The following is a 16,563-nucleotide window of genomic DNA, read 5'->3' on the forward strand; positions in this document are numbered from 1 at the left end:
ATTTTGAGGATAAGTTGAATTCCCACCATACTGTTGCGCTGAGCGCGCCGGAAGAAATTTACCACCGTCCGGAAAAACGACAATTAAACTAATAAGCATTTGATGACATTTGATGAAATGGGCATAGCGCCCGAAATACAACAAGCTATTTTGGCAATGGGCTTTGAGAGTCCATTGCCCATACAGGAAAAGATTATCCCGATACTGCTCACCCGCAACACCGATATCATCGGTCTGGCGCAGACGGGTATGGGCAAAACAGCTGCCTTTGGTATTCCCATCGTGCAGCAAACCGACGTACGTGTTAATAAACCACAGGTGGTGATACTTAGCCCGACGCGCGAGCTGTGTATGCAGATTGCCAGAGACTTGACCAATTATGCCGTGAACACACCCGGGCTGAAGATACTGGCCGTATATGGCGGAGCCGGCATCGTGCCACAGATGAATGCGCTGAAACAAGGCGTGCAAGTAATCGTGGCCACCCCCGGACGACTGATCGACCTGATAAAACGAAAAGTTGCCAACCTCTCCTCCGTTTACCGTGTGGTGCTCGACGAAGCCGACGAGATGCTCAACATGGGTTTTACCGACGACCTCAATACAATCCTGGATCAGGTGCCGGAAGACCGCAACACGTTGCTGTTTTCGGCTACCATGCCCTCGGAGATTCGCAAGATTGCATCGCGCTATATGCGCAGTCCTGAGGAGATATTGATAGGCACACGCAACGCCAGCGCCGAAAATGTGAAGCATCTGCTATACACCGTGCATGCCCGCGATAAATATCTGGCGCTGAAACGTATCGCCGACTTTTATCCCAAAATTTATGGTATCGTATTTTGCCGCACCCGCATCGAAACGCAGGAGATCGCCGATAAACTGATTCAGGACGGCTACAGCGCTGACTCTCTGCACGGCGACCTGTCGCAGCCCATGCGCGACATGGTGATGCAAAAATTCAGAGTGCGCAACATTCAGTTGCTGGTGGCTACCGACGTGGCTGCCCGTGGACTGGACGTGAGCGACCTGACGCATGTAATTAATTACAGCCTGCCCGACGACTACGAGATATATACCCACCGTAGCGGCCGAACAGGTCGTGTGGGAAAAGACGGAATTTCTATTGCCATCACGCACCTTCGTGAGAAATTTGCGGTGAAAAAAATAGAGGATAATCTACACATCCGCTTCGAGCGAATGAAGATACCCACCGGCAAAGAGATTTGCGAAAAGCAGCTTTTTAATCTGGTGGATAAGATGGAACATGTGCAGATGGACAACGAAGCCATCGACGATTTCCTGCCGGTGATCTACAAGAAGCTCGACTGGATGAGCAAGGAGGAGGTCATCAAGCGGTTTGTTTCGATGGAGTTCAACAGGTTTTTGGATTATTACCAGGATGCCGACGAGCTAAACGAGCCTGTGGAGCAGCGCGAGCGCGGCCGCGGCCGCGACAAAGAACGCCAGCCACGCCAAAGCGATGGTAATGCCGAGAAAGGCTACACGCGCCTATTTATAAGTGTGGGCAAAATGGATGGGCTGGTTCCCGCCGGACTTATTGAGCACATCAATCGCAACATGCCCACCGTGAAGGTACCCGTAGGCCGCATTGACCTATTGGAAAAATTTTCGTTTTTTGAAGTCAAAAGCAGCTATGCACAACAGGTGGTGGAGCAGCTCAATAACACCCGCTACCGCGGCAGTCGTATCGATATCAGCCTGGCTCAGGGCAAAGAAGCTGTGAGAGGGAAAGATGGCGGTGCAGGTAATAAGAAAAGCTATGCGCCACGTTTCGATCGCCGCTCCGACAAGCCAAAAAAGCGCAGGTATTAAGCGTCTGGAAGAAGTTATGAGTGGTGAGAAAGCAGAGGTGAGCGGTGAGTGGTAAGAAAGAATTAGTAGGTAGGCCGCCAGCAGTCAGAAGCTTAAGTGATGCCAGACATTTTTTTAATTCAATATTCTGTATTTTCTCCGACAAACTGGTTTCGACAAGCTCAACCACCGCAGGGCAGGTTTTATTCTGTATTCAATATTCAAAAAACTTGTAAGAGATGGCAACTCTGATGGCGGAAGTGTAAACTTCCCGTTGGGCTGCGAACCCAGGGGTTTGGTTGAATCCTCATCATAGCTCTCTGCGTCCTGCTCTCCGCGCCCTGCTTTTCGCGTCCTGCTCTTAGCGCCCTGCGCCACGCTCTTTGCGCCGTGTGTCAGACTATCGAAATCGCTGCCTTTACGGCCTGCTCCAGGATATCGATGGCGGCGTTGGCAGCGCGTTGGGCAATTGCCTTGGTGATAACAGCCATTGCGTTAAGCTCCGCTTCCAGAATCAGCTTTTCGTCGTCTATCCGCGATTTAAACTTATCCTCCGGGAGGTCGCCGCTGATGCGTAGCTCGGCAAGGAGAAACAGGCGATCTTTGCGGCGCAGTATAAACTCTTCGGCGACGCATTTCACTTCATCCCAACTGTCGGCCACGGTGTCTTTGACGCCGGCCAGCATATCGTTGATCACTTTGTTGATGTCGAGTTTCATAATGTTTCAATTTTAAAGTTGTTATTCGGGTGGGTTGGTGGCTAATTCTTTTCCTTTTTCGGCTACCTGCATCGCATAAAACAGGTCGCTGAAAGTCTTACGGTTGAGCTTTATCAGTCCGTTGCTCAGGGTGTTGTCGCTGCGGTGTTCCTCTTTGTATTTCTGCCACAGCTCCAGCGTTATCTCCACAATGCGGGTAGAGTTTTGGTTGAGCGGTTTGATTTTGTTTTGGTTCAGAAGCGAACCAAGCATCACTTCGATATCGACATATTGCGGGACAAAAAGCTCAAAGGCGCGCCCATCATTTTCGGGCCTGGTGGTTTCGAGCATCATCAGATAAAACTTGTCCACCTGCCGGGCGGTTTCTTTTATATCAGTGGCAAGCGTCGCGTCGTACTCAGGGACAAAGGTTACCCGGCAGCCATACATCGCAAAGGTTGCGAACAATAATAACATCAGCAGCAATTTGCTGTTGCGTGTTTGGATGGTAAGATTTTTCATAACTGTTAGTATTTGAAATTTTGTAATGAGAATGTGCTTTTCTGATCTTAACAGAACAAAGTTATTATTATAATAATCGAAGTTGCATTATTTGTTAATTTGCAAAAGATAAATTAAAACGGATGCACAAACTTATAGATTATATTTTATCGGTAGTATTTTACATTTCCTTCGCGGTGGTGGTGTTGTTTTTTCACCCGGTGCAGGTGGGAGCGCACTTGTTGTTGGGCGAGCGTGCAAGGCAGCGGGTGGTGACAGCGCTCAACTTTATGCTGCTACAGTCGATGCGCTTAGTAGGCTGCCGGTTCACTTTTCGTGGATTTGAAAAAATCCCCAAGGGCGGGCCTGTTGTCATTGTTTCTAATCATCAAAGTATGTTCGACGTCCCGGTTTTAGTGTATGGCTTCCGGCGGTTCAACCCAAAGTTTATCAGTAAGATCGAACTGGCGCGCAATTATCCCAGTATCTCCTACAATCTTCGTGCGGGTGGGTCGGCGTTGATCGACCGCAGCGACCGCGCCCAAGCCGTAAAAGAAATCACCAGGGTAGGAACGCTTATCGAAAGTACGGGCGAAGCAGTGTGTATATTTCCGGAGGGTACGCGAAGCAAAACCGCCAGGATGAAGTCGTTTATGCCCGCCGGCCTAAGTGCATTGCTGCATGCCGCCCCTTCGGCACTTATCGTTCCTTTTGCCATCGACGGTCATAACCACCTGATAAAGTATGGCGCCTTTCCGTTGCATACCTTTCAGCGGATAACTTATACCGTTCTCGATCCCATCGAACCCAGCCAGTTTCCTGATCTGGAGATTGTAAAAATTGTCGAAGACAGGATTCGGGAGGTGTTGGAGGGATAGATAGATGGCCGTGGGCAGTGTTTAGCAGGATGACTTCAACTAAAATAGTTGTGTTTTTTGTAATAAAAGTTTTTCACAATTGAAACAGACGAAGTCAGAAAAAACTACGGACACAGCACTATCAAGGTTTCTGGGTTTTTTTTAAATCGAATATATCCGTTCTCCTGTCTTCCAGGTTGCGCACGGTGCCGAAGCGGTGAAGTTCGCGAAGCAGATGGATGTCGACGTCGGCCACCAATATCATTTCAGTGTTGGGCGTTGCCTGGGCTTTGATGCCGTTGGGCGGGAACGAGAAGTCGCAGGGGGTGAGTACCATCGATTGGGCATAACGCGTGTCCATGTTGTGTACTTTGGGCAAGTTGCCTACGCTGCCCGCGATGGCCACATAACATTCGTTTTCGATGGCACGGGCACGGGCACAGTTGCGAACTCTTGCATATCCGTCCTGGGTGTCGGTGAGAAAAGGCACAAAAAGTATCTCCATACCTTCGAGTGCCAGCAGCCGGCTCAGCTCCGGAAACTCTACATCATAACAAATCAGGATGCCGATTTTTCCGCAATCGGTATCAAAAACCTTAAGCTGCTCGCCTTTTCCCCATCCCCAAATGTTGCGCTCGCCGGGCGTGATGTGTAGCTTTTCGTAGCGTTCGGTGGTGCCGTCGCGGCGACAGAGGTAGCCATTGTTGTAAGGCCGTTCGTCGCGCATCTCGGGCATGCTGCCGGTGATGATGTTGATGTTGTAGGCGATGGCCAGCTCGCAAAAGCGGCGCAGGATTTCCGGTGTATGTGCAGCCAGCTCGCGCAGCGCTTCGGGCTGCGACAGGTGATTGTTGTCGGCCATGAGCGGGGCATTAAAAAACTCCGGAAACAAAGCGAAGTCGCTGCGGTAGGCCGCCACTGCATCCACAAAATATTCGACTTGGGATAAAAGTTCGTCCAGATTTTTGTAATGCCGCATTTGCCATTGCACAAGTCCCAGCCGAACTACCTTTTTTTGCACAGCAGCCACCTTGCGTTTTTTGGTGTAATAGATGTTGTCCCACTCCAGCAGCACCGCGTATTCGTTGGATTCTTTGTCGCCCTCCAGGTAATTTTTCAGCACCTTGGCCACATGAAAATCGTTAGAGAGCTGAAAGTTTAGCACCGGATCGTAAATCTCCTTTTGCTTCACCTTGTTGATGTATTCTTTGGGCGTAAGCGTGTCGGCATATTTGTGATATTCAGGGATGCGACCGCCAAAGGCTACTCCACGCAGGTTGAGCCGCTCGGCGAGGTCTTTCCGGTAATCGTAAAGTCGGCGTCCCAGGCGCAATCCTCTGAACTCTGGTTTTATAAAAATATCGATACCATACAGCACGTCGCCATCCGGCAGGTGCGTGTCGAAAGTGTAGTTGCCGGTGATTTCGCGATAGGTATGATGTTCATCAAAACTCTCGTAGTCGACGATAATGGAGAGTGCACCGCCGGCAATTTGTTGATTTACTTTTATTACCACCTGCCCTTCGGGAAACCGCTCGATGAGACGCTGCAAATATTCACGTCCCCAAAAAGCGTTGGGCATGTGTGTGTAGGATGCCAGGGTAGCTTCTTTGAGTTGCTGATAATCGTCGAGCGTAAGAAACGATAATTCTATGTTTTCGATCGGGGCCATAATGTGTGTTTTTAAAATAAAGTAAAGGAAATTTTCCTGATTTCGTCTTCAAGACCCCGTCTGGCTCCTCCCTTGAGGGGGAGGATTCCATCCTATTTTATCTGAAATTATTAAAACAACAATTATAAACCAAAACAGGCACCTGCTGCTGTTAGTTTATCTTTCCGATTTTCCGGGCATAGCTGGTGTAATGTTTAGGCCGACGCTGAAATAATGAGCCGGCCGGACAGGATTTTGCAACGTGTGCGTTTTGTATTTTAAAGGCGAATATACAGCCGAAAGTGTGTTGCCGGCGTGATAGAGATTATGGTGAAGATGTGGTGGTAGCCCGTCGAGGATGCCGGCAAAAACATCAAAACGCGGGGTTTCGGGATTACGTGCATAATCGTGCCATACCACAATGCTTCGATCGTGCAACAGATTGGCAAAGACTTTCTGCGTATCATTTTTCACCATCTCATAGTGATGATCGCCATCGATGAAAATCAAATCATATTTCTGATTGAGACCCGCGAAATCAAAATGGGAGGTGTCGCCGCGCAAATGGGTGATGTTGGGTAGGTGGTTAGAGAAAAAACCGATTAAGTCAATATAATCCTCACTCATCCCCACCTCTCGCATTTGCTCATCCGAAAGGTTGAGTGTGGTGCAGTGTGCAGCATGTGGAGCTACGTTGGCCACGCTTTCGCCGCGCCACGTGCCTATTTCGAAATATCGGCACCCTTCGATTCCGGCAGCCAGTTGTTGAAGTAGGAAATGATCGGTAGGCAGCGAGCCGCCATCGAGAAAAGCAAAAATCGGAACCTCGCCCTTCGATGCACCCGTAATGGTGGTAAGTTCTACCACCGGCAAGCCTTGGGCAAAATGATGCAGCTTGTCGACATGCCGGCGCCAATTGTCGTCGGTGTCGATGACGTGATTGAGCAATGAAGGCTGGCGCACCAGCAAACGGATGGCTTTGAATAATTTCGCGGCTTTCGACATAATTCTTTTTGGTTAGTTTCTGTCCGCAAAAGTATTTCATTTTTCAGCAATGGCTTATTTATCGTTTTTGCACAGAAGCAAGCAGCAATATGCCGCCTATTAGCAGCACAATACTTACCGTGATGGGCAGCCAGCTAATGGAGCTAAAAACGATTTCGTTGCCGAAGAGACTCAGGCTATGCGATCTGTTCATTGCCTGAATTCCAAACGCAAAAGTGCCGATGACGCCCAGGATTACGATAATGATTCCTACAATTTTCATGATGGTTATAGTTTTGATTTCCTCACTAAAGATTCCGACTTGATCCTATTAACAATAATATACCTAAGAGGTTAATTAATGTTCTGTTTATTTTAGAAATCGTAATAAAAATCGTATGGAATGATGTGTGGTTTTGTGGCTTCAAACGATTGGAATTCACCACGTGGGCGCGAGTTTGTCTGAGCCATAAAGGCATTTCCGTCAGCAGGATGGGGAAACCAGCTCAGCTTTATTTCGAGGGTTTGGAATACCAGGTTTTCGTTTTTAATCAATACCCCAACCCCGATGCCCGAATATAGTTTGTTGTTATAAATGGGGCGGTTTGCGGGGCCTGCCAGGCTCGCTTCATAGAAAAGTTCCAACGCAAACTGAAACCCATAGATTATCCAGGGGGTGTAGGTAACCATGCCGGTGGTGATGTTGAGCTGCTGGTTGCCGTCGAACTTATACAATTTGAGGCCACCCATCTGGTTGAGGTTTTGCACATACATCTTTTCGTTGCGATAGCGATTGATGCCTGCCGAATAATACATGCGGAACTGCAAGCGTGTATTGTATTTTTCGGAGAATTTAAAACGGTTGCTGAAGTAGTGTGTGCTGAAGTTGAAAAGGCCTTGTCTTAGCTGGTGATCATCAATAAAGGCACCGGCTTCTGCCAGCATGTAGAGGTAGCCAAACTTATCCAGATAATCGCCTGCCGAAAGCGAGATGCCGCCATACGGCCGGTTGAAAAATTCAGCCAGTTCGTAGCCGGCTGTCAGCGTGAGATTAAAACCGTAAGGGATGTCCTCGGTGATGCCAAATCCATAGATGTATTTGCTTTGGTAATAGTCGTTGCGAACAAATGATATCGACCCCAGAAAGTCGGCTCGGTGCTGGTATCGGATGTTGGTATCCCGGCGGGTAGTAGGACGGAGGAGGTAATGAAGGTAATTGTAGCGGGCTGCCAGCACCAGATATTCGGCGGCCTCGGCGGGGTTGGGATGCGAAGCAAACGAATAACCTGCCACACCTTCGATGTTATGATAATGGATCTGATAGATTTTGCCGGAATCGTCCTCAGCATCCGGCGGGTAGCTGTACTTACTGTCGAGCCTGTAATACTTATCTTCGACTTTGGCCAACCCGCCCCAACTCGACTTTGTAGGCACATATTTACGAGTGGCTTGCAATCGCCGCAGCTCCGTGTTTTCGTCGCGATCTATCATGGCCTGTGCAGCTATAAACGACCCGCCGATATTGGGAACCTCATAACCCAGATAACTGTAGCGAACATAGGGCGATTTGACAGGCATCAGCGTAAAGGTATTGGTGAAAAAATGTCCCCAGCCCATAAGGTTAACCGTGTACAAATCAATTTTGTACTTATCAATTCCCGACGATCGAAATGAAGCTCCGTAAGGATAGATGTCTTTAACAATCACCACCACATCCACCGAGTCGCTGCCTGCCACGTTGTCCACAACGCGGATGCGGGCATCGTTAAGCGAACGCAGCTCACGCAGCAGCCGCTCACTGTTGCTCATCAGGTAGGGTTCTATCCGGTCGCCTTCGCCAAAAAGCAAGTTGTCACGGATTACATAATTTCTGGTAGCTGGATAGGTCTTGTTAAGCCACCGGAAAAACTTCGACTCCGTTTGGTAAGCGGTATCCATCACCGTGGGGCCAATGGCATCGAGCACCAGGTATCGGATGTTGCGGATAACTTTGCCTTCATAAGGCTCAAAACGCTTTTCCGGTTTTTCGATGGCTGCGGTATCTTCTTTCGGTTCTTTGTGTGGATTGGCAAAAGTAGCCGCATACAATTCGCGGGTCAGACGGCTGCCCTGCGTTTTTTCTTTCAGCATCCGGCGCAATCGGTAGGTTCGTAGCTCGTCGTTTTGCCGTATTACCGAGTCATTAAAAATCAGCGTAGTGTCGTTTTTGAAAGTGTAGGTGCTATCGTAAATTTTTATCCGAGTGCCTTTTTCTATAAAAATGGTATCCGTAACACTCCGGTTCTTCTGCTGAGCATGCAGCGACGAAAACAACATCAAAAACAACATGAGCTGAAGCAGTTTTACGGAAGGTTTTAAGAAGGCTGAACAGGTCATATTGTTTTTAAAAACTTTGCGTAAAAATAGAAAAATCTGCTTCGACGGCAACACGGCAAAGATAAAAGATGTTTTACGCTATCTTCGCCTTTTGCTTTTTAAAACCACTATTAGATGAGAAAATTGATAGGTTTGTCTTTTTTGTTGATCTCTTTCACCGCCCTGGCCGACACCCTCACAGTAATGCATTACAACTTGCTCAACTATGGCAACTTTACGAGTTACTGCACCATTTACAACAATCCGCCCGATGCAAAAACCGCCCATCTCAAAACCGTTATCGATTATTATCTGCCCGATATCCTTTCCGTAAATGAGATAGGCACGGAGGCTTTTTATCAGAATAAGATTTTAAATGAAGCGCTCAATGTTTCGGGGCGCACCGGCTATTTGCGTGCCGAAGCAACCAACCTGGCGGGCAGCGACATCATCAACATGCTTTATTATCGTGCCGATAAACTGGGGCTGGAGCGGCAGGAAGTGATTCCCACCATCCCTCGCGACATCAATGCCTACCGGCTTTTTCATCGCCCGGTGGCACTTACCGGCGATACTATTTTTCTTTGGATCATCTCAGCGCATCTCAAAGCAGGTAGCACCAGCTCCGACAAAGAGCAACGCGGCGTAATGGCGCAGGCTGTTGCCGATTTTATTAATACTAATAACATCACCGATGCATGTATGCTTGCCGGCGATCTGAATTTGCAAAAAGCTACAGAGCCTGCCTGGCAATTTTTGGCAGCATCATCCAACGCTGTGGCACCATTCACCGATCCTGTCGACATGGAAGGTAATTGGCACATCAATCCGGCTTTTGCTTCGGTGCATACCCAATCCACACGTATCAACAGCAACGGGTGTGCTTCCGGCGGCGGCATCGACGACCGTTTCGATTTTATTTTGGTAAGCCCCGGCATGCTTGAAACCGATGCGTCGGTAGCGTACATCGACGACAGTTACGTTATTGCCGGGCAGGATGGGCAGCGATTTGACGGCTCCGTACTCGTCCCGCCCAATTTCTCAGCGCCGCAAGCTGTGCTCCAGGCCATTTATCAGTTTTCCGATCACATGCCGGTAATGATTAAGCTGGACATAGAAAGCCCTGAAGCGCCGTTGCCACAGTCCTGGAGTTTTACGGCCACCTCCCGCGTTCATCAGGTGCTGGTGCCGTTGGCTTGTCAGCCTTCTTTGTTTGGTCAGCCTTTGGCGGCCGGCAGTTACATTGGCGCTTTCTTTTTGGACAACAACAGCGAGCGATGTGCCGGATACAAGCAATGGAATGGGATCGACAATGTTTTATTAAAATTGTATGGTGATAATCCTGCTACGCCCGATAAGGAAGGTTTTACTGGCGGTGAGCCGCTCCTATTCAAAGTGCTCAATATGCCGCTGATGAATGAATATTATACTTCCGTAGATTTTAACGAAGCTTACTCCGCTGCGGATGGTTTGTTTGTAGCGGGGGGGTCCTCGGCACTCACACGCTTGCAGGCCGATTATTTGCAAAGCTTTCCGCTCACAATCGAAGCGGGCTGGTCGGCGGTCTCTTCGTTTTTACAACCCATTTACCCGACCGCTGTTTCCCTTTTCGGTAACAACCTGCAGCATGTTATTTATTACGCAGACAGCACTTCCGTCTATTGTCCGCAGGCCGGACTTATCAAGGCGCCGCTTTGGAAGGCCGGCGCATCTTATCTCATAAAATGCAATGCCGATTTCACCATCGACTTTCAGGGATTTCCACTTTTTGAGAAAACAATAATTCTGAATGCTGGCTGGAATCTTCTGCCAGTGCCCGTCGGACGCTACGTGGCGACGGAGGAGCTTTTAGAGAATCTCGGTAATAATCTGGTGGCTATAAAAGAAGTAGCCGGAACTAAAGTTTTCTGGCCGGAACGCGATATTCATTCACTTGACCAGCTTATTCCCGGAAGGGCGTATTTTATTAAATTAAACTTGGGTGATGTTTTGATTCTTCAGGAGTGATTTGGCCCGGAAGGATGATTTATTTCTGGTTTTTACTGGAGAGGCGGGGGAAAACGACATAATTTCTTTCACCGCAAAGGCGCAGAGGCGCGGAGGAGGGCTACTAAAATTGTTTCACCGTAACGGCAATATCAAGAAAACTTTTGTTTTCTTCTTTTTTCTCTCCATCTCTCCGTCTCTCCGCCTCAGCGGTTTATTTAAACTTTAAAGTTCAATCAATCCTCCACTTTCCCGGACAGCATGGGTTAGGTGAAATCGGGTAGGAAAAGTACAATTCAATCCTAAAATCCGACACTTCAATACTTCTTATTTTTATTTGGTTGATTCCACCCCGTCATTTGCACGCATTATCATCAACATAACAATGCGATGCTTAACAAATATCTGATATTCATTTTTATTTTAATGCAAATAGCCCTAAATGGAAAGGCTCAAAGCTCTATCTCAGGAACGGTGCACGACAAAAGCGGCGAGCCTCTGACGGGTGCCAACATTTACCTGAAAGAAACATACGACGGGGTTTCGAGTGATGCAAAGGGCAATTTTACTTTTAAAACCAACGAAACGGGGAAGCATACACTTAGGATTAATTTCATTGGTTTTGAGGGATTTGAAAAGGAGTTTGATTTAAATAACTCTTCCATTCATATTGATGTCGTTTTGCATGAGGCCTTCAATCAGATGAAGGCAGTTACGATTACCGCCGGTACCTTTGAGGCTGGCGATGCCCGGCGCTCGGCAAGCATGACTTCGCTCGACATGGTTACTACGGCCGGTGCAATGGGTAGCGTGTTTGGAGCTTTGCAAACGCTTCCCGGCACTTCAGCCAATCCCGAGTCAGGAAAATTATTTGTGAAAGGTGGAAGCAGCGAGGAGTCGCAGACCTACATCGACGGCATGTTGGTGCATGTACCTTATAATTCTTCACCACCATTAACATCTGTGCGCGGACGGTTCAATCCCTTCATGTTTAAGGGAACAGTTTTTAGCACCGGTGGCTATTCGGCAGAATACGGACAGGCTTTATCGTCGGTTTTGCAACTTTCGACTACAGATATGCCTGCCGAAGATGAACTGAATATTTCGCTTCTAACTGTAAGCGCGGGTTTGGCCGGAACCAAAACATGGCGGAAGGGAGCCATAACTGCCACGATCGATTATACCAATTTGAAACCTTACATGAGCATCGCGCCACAAAACTACAACTGGAACCATCCCCCGGAATCGCTAAGCTCGGAAGTGAGTTTGCGACAAGAAACCGGTTCGTCAGGCATGATGAAGCTTTATGGCAATTTCACCACCACAACAATGTCGCTCATGCAAAGCGATCTGAATAATGACGGACAGCAGGTTGCCTACTCCATAAAAAACGACAATACCTATATCAATGGATCTTGGAATACGCCCCTTGGCCAAAAGTGGATTTACAAAACCGGATTGTCTGTGAGCGAAAGCCATGATCAGGCCTCTTACGGTCAAAACATGATGGATGATAACCTGCGTGGCCTGCATTATAAAAATGTTTTTATCCATCAGCTTAGCCAAAATAAAGTTAATGTGAGGCTGGGGGCTGATTTGTTTTTATGGCAATATGACAGTAAATTTAGCGAGGGAGACAGCAGCCTGAAGGCGAGTTATCAGGATGTATCGCCGGCTGCTTTTGCCGAGGCCGAAATTTATCTGTCCAACAAATTTGTTAGCCGTTTGGGTGGAAGGCTCGAATACAATGGCCATCTGGATGCTGCCACCTTTTCGCCGAGGTTTTCTACCGCCTACAAGATTGGAGCGCAAAGCCAGGTTTCGCTGGCTTACGGGTGGTTTTATCAAAATCCTTTAGACCAATATTTGCTTTATACCAGCCAGGTAAAGCCGGAGCGTGCCGATCATTACATCCTGACTTTTCAATCCATAAAAAATAATCGAACCTTGCGGTCGGAGATTTATTACAAGGCCTACCAAGATCTTGTAAAAGTAAATCCGGAAACTTTTTCGCGTGTCAACGCGTATTCAAATTCGGGTGATGGTTATGCTTATGGGCTGGATGTGTTTTGGCGCGACAACAAAACCTTTAGGAATGCCGAATATTGGGTTTCGTATAGCTATCTGGAAACGGAGCGCGATTTCAGAAACTACCCGTATCGCGCGATACCCGATTTCGCAAGCAAGCACAACTTGTCGGTAGTTTTTAAATATTGGTTTGATGACATCCGCTGTTTGGCAGGCATGAGCTACAAATTTGCTTCGCCACGTGTGTTTCACGATCCCAATGTACCGGGATTCAAGAATCGCCAAACCATTCCTTATCAAACCATGGATATCAACATCACATACTTACATCGAGAGAATATCATTTTTTATGCAGCCATCACCAATGTTGTGGGTTTTAAGCAGGACTACGGAGAGCGATTTGCCATGCAGGCCAATGCTGAGGGCTACTATGCAAGTGAACCGATAATTCCCGGTTCCAACCGTTTCTTTGTGGTGGCGTGCTTTATCACCCTCTCCAAAAGAGGAGATTTAAACCAGATGGATAAAATAGAGTAGGATGAGTAGTGAGAAGTGAGAGATGAGAGGTGAGAGGAGAGAGGAGAGTCGTCAGAGTTCTAAGAAAACAACAGATTGCTTCTCCGCCAGCTGGCGGATCGCAATGAACCATTAACAAATAACAATTAACAAATAACAAACATTTAAAACATCATTAATTATGAAAAAAGTAACACTAATTATCACAGCAATTTTAATTTCAGCGGCGTCGTATGCCGGCGGAAACAAGTACCAGGAAAAAATGGGCGAAACCCTCGCCGGATTTTCCCAGGTGGAATCGGTAGCAGATTACCAGAGCCTGGCCAACAAATTTATGATGATAGCCCAGGCCGAAAAAACTGAGTGGCTGCCCTATTATTACCATGCACAATGCTATATTCTGATGAGCTTTAGCGAAAATGAAAATCCGGAAAAAAAAGACGAATACCTGGATGTGGCCGAAACATCCGTAGCAAAGATGCTGGAGTTGGCTCCCTCCGAATCGGAAGTGTATGTTATGCAGGGCATGCTTTACACTGCAAGGCTGGTGGTTGATCCGATGAGCCGAGGCCAAAAATACGGTGCGCTTTCAGCCCAATCCATAGGCAAAGCCCTGGGTATTGAACCCGAAAACCCACGGGCAAGATACATGCAGATAGCCAACGAGATGGGAACGGCCAGTTACTTTGGCAGCGACGTTTCTGTCCCTTGCCAAAAAGCCCGCGTGCTTTATGATGGATGGGATAATTATCAACTGAAATCCCCAATTCACCCCCGCTGGGGCAAAGGCCAGTTAGTCGATACTATGGAACAATGTGGGGAGAGGTAGAAAAATAGTATTCACTCTACGAAATTGTTTTATCCCGCTTAAAGCGGATGATCCAAATTCATTGTTGCCCGATGAAAATAATTTTCCATAAATAGATTCTTCTCCGCCGGTTGGCGGATACGAATGACAAGTTCTTGTAGGTAATTGGAATGCAATAGATTTCTCTCCGACCAGTTGGCGGATCGAAATGACACGACTGGCGCGGAAAGGGGTGGGGGTGGAAGGTTCGGACGCACAGCGCCCGAACCTTCCACCCCCAATTCCTAACATAGCGTGTCATTTCGACTGGAAAATTTGCGAAGCAAATTTGGAGGGAGAAATCTATTTCAAAAAACCAAGATCATTAACACCATGACTTTAGGGCTATGAAAATGGTTCTGTCATTAGTAGCGTATTGAAGAGTCTATTGGTTTTAACCAGACACCAATACTCTAAATTATTAAATACATTTGCTCCATGCAAACAATCGAAATCAAAAAGAAGGAAACCAAGCGGTTTTCGGCACTTTATCCTTTCAATAAGGTAGCTACTTTCATTTTGGCCAATCTCCTGCTCAGCTTATTTATAATGCTGGCCTTTATGTGGAACTCTTTTGAAAGTCTTCACAACTTTCTGATTTCTTTTGGCTGGTCATTCACTATTTGCACGACCCAATGGCTGGGACACGGATTCATTTTTAACTATCTGGACCAAAAAATCGATTGGATCGAGCAGCCCGCAAAAAGAGCTTTGGCCGGCCTTGTTGCTTTGGTCATTTATTCGTCGATTGCCTTTTATTTTATCCAAACACTTTTCTTTTTCCTGGTGCAGGGTGAGTTGCCGACAGTTACGTGGAGGTGGGCTGTGAATTGGGTGCTTTATCCTGTGGGTATTTCTTTTGTGATAACCATGACCTTTACCGCCATCGGATTTTTTAGAGCCTGGAAAGATTCGTTCAAACGTGCCGAACGGCTCAATACCGAAATGATGGCCCACAAATACGAGGTTTTACGCAATCAGATTAATCCTCATTTTTTGTTCAACAGCTTTAATGTGCTCACCGATTTGGTGTATGAAAACCAGGATGCTGCCGTGAAGTTTATCCGGCAACTAAGTCATTTGTTCCGGTACGTGCTCGAAAGCCGAGATAAAGAGTTGGTGCCGCTTGGTGATGAAATTGAATTTGTAAAATCCTTTGCCTTTTTATTGCAAACGAGATTTGAAAACAAGCTTTTTATCAATATTGATGTGGATGCGGCACAGGCAGAAATGATTGTCCCGGTAAGTATTCAAATGCTGATCGAAAATGCAGTGAAGCACAATGAAGTCTCGGATGCTTACCCCTTAAAAATTGATATTAGGAAGGATGGCGATTATATCGAAGTTTCAAATTCGTTAAAAGCCAAAACGGCTAAAGATGCATCTACCAATATGGGATTGAAAAACCTGCAGCAGCAGTTCGCATTTTTTTCAAATAAGGAAATCGAAATCGAAAAAACAGCCACTGCCTTCACTGTAAAACTCCCACTTATCAAAATCGGACGAGCATGAAAGTACTGATTATCGAAGACGAAACCCGCGCAGCAAACCGCTTAATAAAGTTGCTCGAAAAATTAGCGCCGGAAGCAGAACTTATAAATACTTTGGAATCGGTGCGGGATAGTGTGAAATTTTTGAAATCCAATACAACCCCCGATTTAATTTTCTCCGACATCCAATTGGCCGATGGGCTGAGCTTTGAAATATTTAAGCAGGTCGAAGTGCAATGCCCAATTATCTTTACCACAGCTTACGATCAATATGCCATCGAAGCCTTCAATACCAATGGGATCGATTATCTGCTGAAGCCCATTGAGGAGGAGCGACTGGAGCAGGCATTAAAAAAACTGGAAAGCCTTAGCGCAAAGCCGGATATGCAACAGATAATCCGGATGATGGCTGGAAATTATCCCTTAGCAAAAAAGTACAAAAGTCGCTTTATGGTAAAGGTTGGTGAGCAGATAAAAACCATCAGCACCTCCGAAATCGTAGCTTTTTATAGCTTCGACACGGCCAGCTTTATCCATACGCAAAACAAGCGGAATTACATTGTCGATTTTAGCCTGGACCAACTGGAGGAGTTACTCGATCCCGGAAAGTTCTATCGGGTAAACCGCAAGTTCATTGTTAGCCTTCAGGCTTGTGGCCAAATATACGCATGGTCCAACAGCCGCCTCAAAATTGAAGTGGAAGGCCTGGACGAGGAGATTGTGGTGGCCCGTGAGCGTGTTTTAAAATTCAAGGAGTGGCTTGACGGTGGTGAATAAGTGTTTGCCAGTGGTGAAAATGAAAAGAAACTAGTTTAACCGCAGAGGCGCAGAGTCG

Annotated in this window: 13 protein-coding genes; 7 read left to right on the top strand and 6 right to left on the bottom strand. The window is 47.0% G+C overall.

Going from position 1 to position 16,563, the window contains the following annotated elements; genetic code table 11:
- Positions 1-102: 102 nt before the first annotated feature.
- Positions 103-1,836 (top strand): DEAD/DEAH box helicase, encoded by a 1,734-nt coding sequence (locus VFC92_02795; GenBank protein ID HZK07105.1) that lies wholly within the window; start codon positions 103-105, stop codon positions 1,834-1,836.
- Between the two features lie 374 nt (positions 1,837-2,210).
- Here VFC92_02795 and VFC92_02800 read toward each other — a convergent pair whose 3' ends face one another.
- Both VFC92_02800 and VFC92_02805 read right to left on the bottom strand, forming a co-directional pair.
- A complete protein-coding gene (locus VFC92_02800) occupies positions 2,211-2,534 on the bottom strand; it encodes a hypothetical protein (protein HZK07106.1) in 324 nt (107 codons plus the stop codon).
- A gap of 21 nt (positions 2,535-2,555) precedes the next feature.
- Positions 2,556-3,035, bottom strand: a complete 480-nt coding sequence (locus VFC92_02805; GenBank protein ID HZK07107.1) for a hypothetical protein — start codon at positions 3,033-3,035, stop codon at positions 2,556-2,558.
- Between the two features lie 122 nt (positions 3,036-3,157).
- On the opposite strand from VFC92_02805, the gene VFC92_02810 reads away from it, so the two are divergent.
- A complete protein-coding gene (locus VFC92_02810) occupies positions 3,158-3,892 on the top strand; it encodes a lysophospholipid acyltransferase family protein (protein ID HZK07108.1) in 735 nt (244 codons plus the stop codon).
- Between the two features lie 121 nt (positions 3,893-4,013).
- On the opposite strand, the gene VFC92_02815 is transcribed toward VFC92_02810, so the two are convergent.
- The 4 genes from VFC92_02815 to VFC92_02830 form a co-directional block, all read right to left on the bottom strand.
- Positions 4,014-5,543 (bottom strand): bifunctional GNAT family N-acetyltransferase/carbon-nitrogen hydrolase family protein, encoded by a 1,530-nt coding sequence (locus VFC92_02815; protein ID HZK07109.1) that lies wholly within the window; start codon positions 5,541-5,543, stop codon positions 4,014-4,016.
- 156 nt (positions 5,544-5,699) lie between these two features.
- Entirely contained in the window at positions 5,700-6,527 is an 828-nt protein-coding gene (locus tag VFC92_02820) for a class I SAM-dependent methyltransferase (protein HZK07110.1), read from the bottom strand.
- A gap of 58 nt (positions 6,528-6,585) precedes the next feature.
- Positions 6,586-6,789, bottom strand: a complete 204-nt coding sequence (locus VFC92_02825; protein HZK07111.1) for a hypothetical protein — start codon at positions 6,787-6,789, stop codon at positions 6,586-6,588.
- Positions 6,790-6,881: 92 nt separating this feature from the next.
- Positions 6,882-8,882: a hypothetical protein gene (locus tag VFC92_02830; protein ID HZK07112.1), complete on the bottom strand. Its 2,001-nt coding sequence runs from the start codon at positions 8,880-8,882 to the stop codon at positions 6,882-6,884.
- A gap of 114 nt (positions 8,883-8,996) precedes the next feature.
- Between VFC92_02830 and VFC92_02835 the strand changes: the two genes are divergently transcribed.
- From VFC92_02835 to VFC92_02855, 5 genes are all read left to right on the top strand, one after another.
- On the top strand, positions 8,997-10,868 hold the full coding sequence (locus VFC92_02835) for a hypothetical protein (protein HZK07113.1): 1,872 nt from the start codon (positions 8,997-8,999) through the stop codon (positions 10,866-10,868).
- Positions 10,869-11,237: 369 nt separating this feature from the next.
- On the top strand, positions 11,238-13,412 hold the full coding sequence (locus VFC92_02840) for a TonB-dependent receptor (GenBank protein HZK07114.1): 2,175 nt from the start codon (positions 11,238-11,240) through the stop codon (positions 13,410-13,412).
- Positions 13,413-13,572: 160 nt separating this feature from the next.
- The gene (locus VFC92_02845) at positions 13,573-14,220 is read left to right on the top strand and encodes a hypothetical protein (GenBank protein HZK07115.1); all 648 of its coding nucleotides are present in this window, start codon (positions 13,573-13,575) and stop codon (positions 14,218-14,220) included.
- Between the two features lie 456 nt (positions 14,221-14,676).
- Positions 14,677-15,750 carry a histidine kinase gene (locus VFC92_02850; GenBank protein ID HZK07116.1) on the top strand — a complete coding sequence of 358 codons (1,074 nt, stop codon included), beginning with the start codon at positions 14,677-14,679 and terminating at the stop codon, positions 15,748-15,750.
- Positions 15,747-16,505 (top strand): LytTR family DNA-binding domain-containing protein, encoded by a 759-nt coding sequence (locus VFC92_02855; protein HZK07117.1) that lies wholly within the window; start codon positions 15,747-15,749, stop codon positions 16,503-16,505. Before VFC92_02850 ends, VFC92_02855 begins: the two co-directional genes overlap by 4 nt.
- The last annotated feature ends 58 nt before the right edge of the window (positions 16,506-16,563 follow it).

It is taken from the genome of Bacteroidales bacterium (assembly GCA_035647615.1).
Classification (GTDB): Bacteria; Bacteroidota; Bacteroidia; order Bacteroidales; family 4484-276; genus SABY01.

Coding starts and splice junctions, on each gene's coding strand:
- VFC92_02795 (HZK07105.1), top strand. CDS start 103: ATGACATTTGATGAAATGGGCATAGCGCCCGAAATACAACAAGCTATT.
- VFC92_02800 (HZK07106.1), bottom strand. CDS start 2,534: ATGAAACTCGACATCAACAAAGTGATCAACGATATGCTGGCCGGCGTC.
- VFC92_02805 (HZK07107.1), bottom strand. CDS start 3,035: ATGAAAAATCTTACCATCCAAACACGCAACAGCAAATTGCTGCTGATG.
- VFC92_02810 (HZK07108.1), top strand. CDS start 3,158: ATGCACAAACTTATAGATTATATTTTATCGGTAGTATTTTACATTTCC.
- VFC92_02815 (HZK07109.1), bottom strand. CDS start 5,543: ATGGCCCCGATCGAAAACATAGAATTATCGTTTCTTACGCTCGACGAT.
- VFC92_02820 (HZK07110.1), bottom strand. CDS start 6,527: ATGTCGAAAGCCGCGAAATTATTCAAAGCCATCCGTTTGCTGGTGCGC.
- VFC92_02825 (HZK07111.1), bottom strand. CDS start 6,789: ATGAAAATTGTAGGAATCATTATCGTAATCCTGGGCGTCATCGGCACT.
- VFC92_02830 (HZK07112.1), bottom strand. CDS start 8,882: ATGACCTGTTCAGCCTTCTTAAAACCTTCCGTAAAACTGCTTCAGCTC.
- VFC92_02835 (HZK07113.1), top strand. CDS start 8,997: ATGAGAAAATTGATAGGTTTGTCTTTTTTGTTGATCTCTTTCACCGCC.
- VFC92_02840 (HZK07114.1), top strand. CDS start 11,238: ATGCTTAACAAATATCTGATATTCATTTTTATTTTAATGCAAATAGCC.
- VFC92_02845 (HZK07115.1), top strand. CDS start 13,573: ATGAAAAAAGTAACACTAATTATCACAGCAATTTTAATTTCAGCGGCG.
- VFC92_02850 (HZK07116.1), top strand. CDS start 14,677: ATGCAAACAATCGAAATCAAAAAGAAGGAAACCAAGCGGTTTTCGGCA.
- VFC92_02855 (HZK07117.1), top strand. CDS start 15,747: ATGAAAGTACTGATTATCGAAGACGAAACCCGCGCAGCAAACCGCTTA.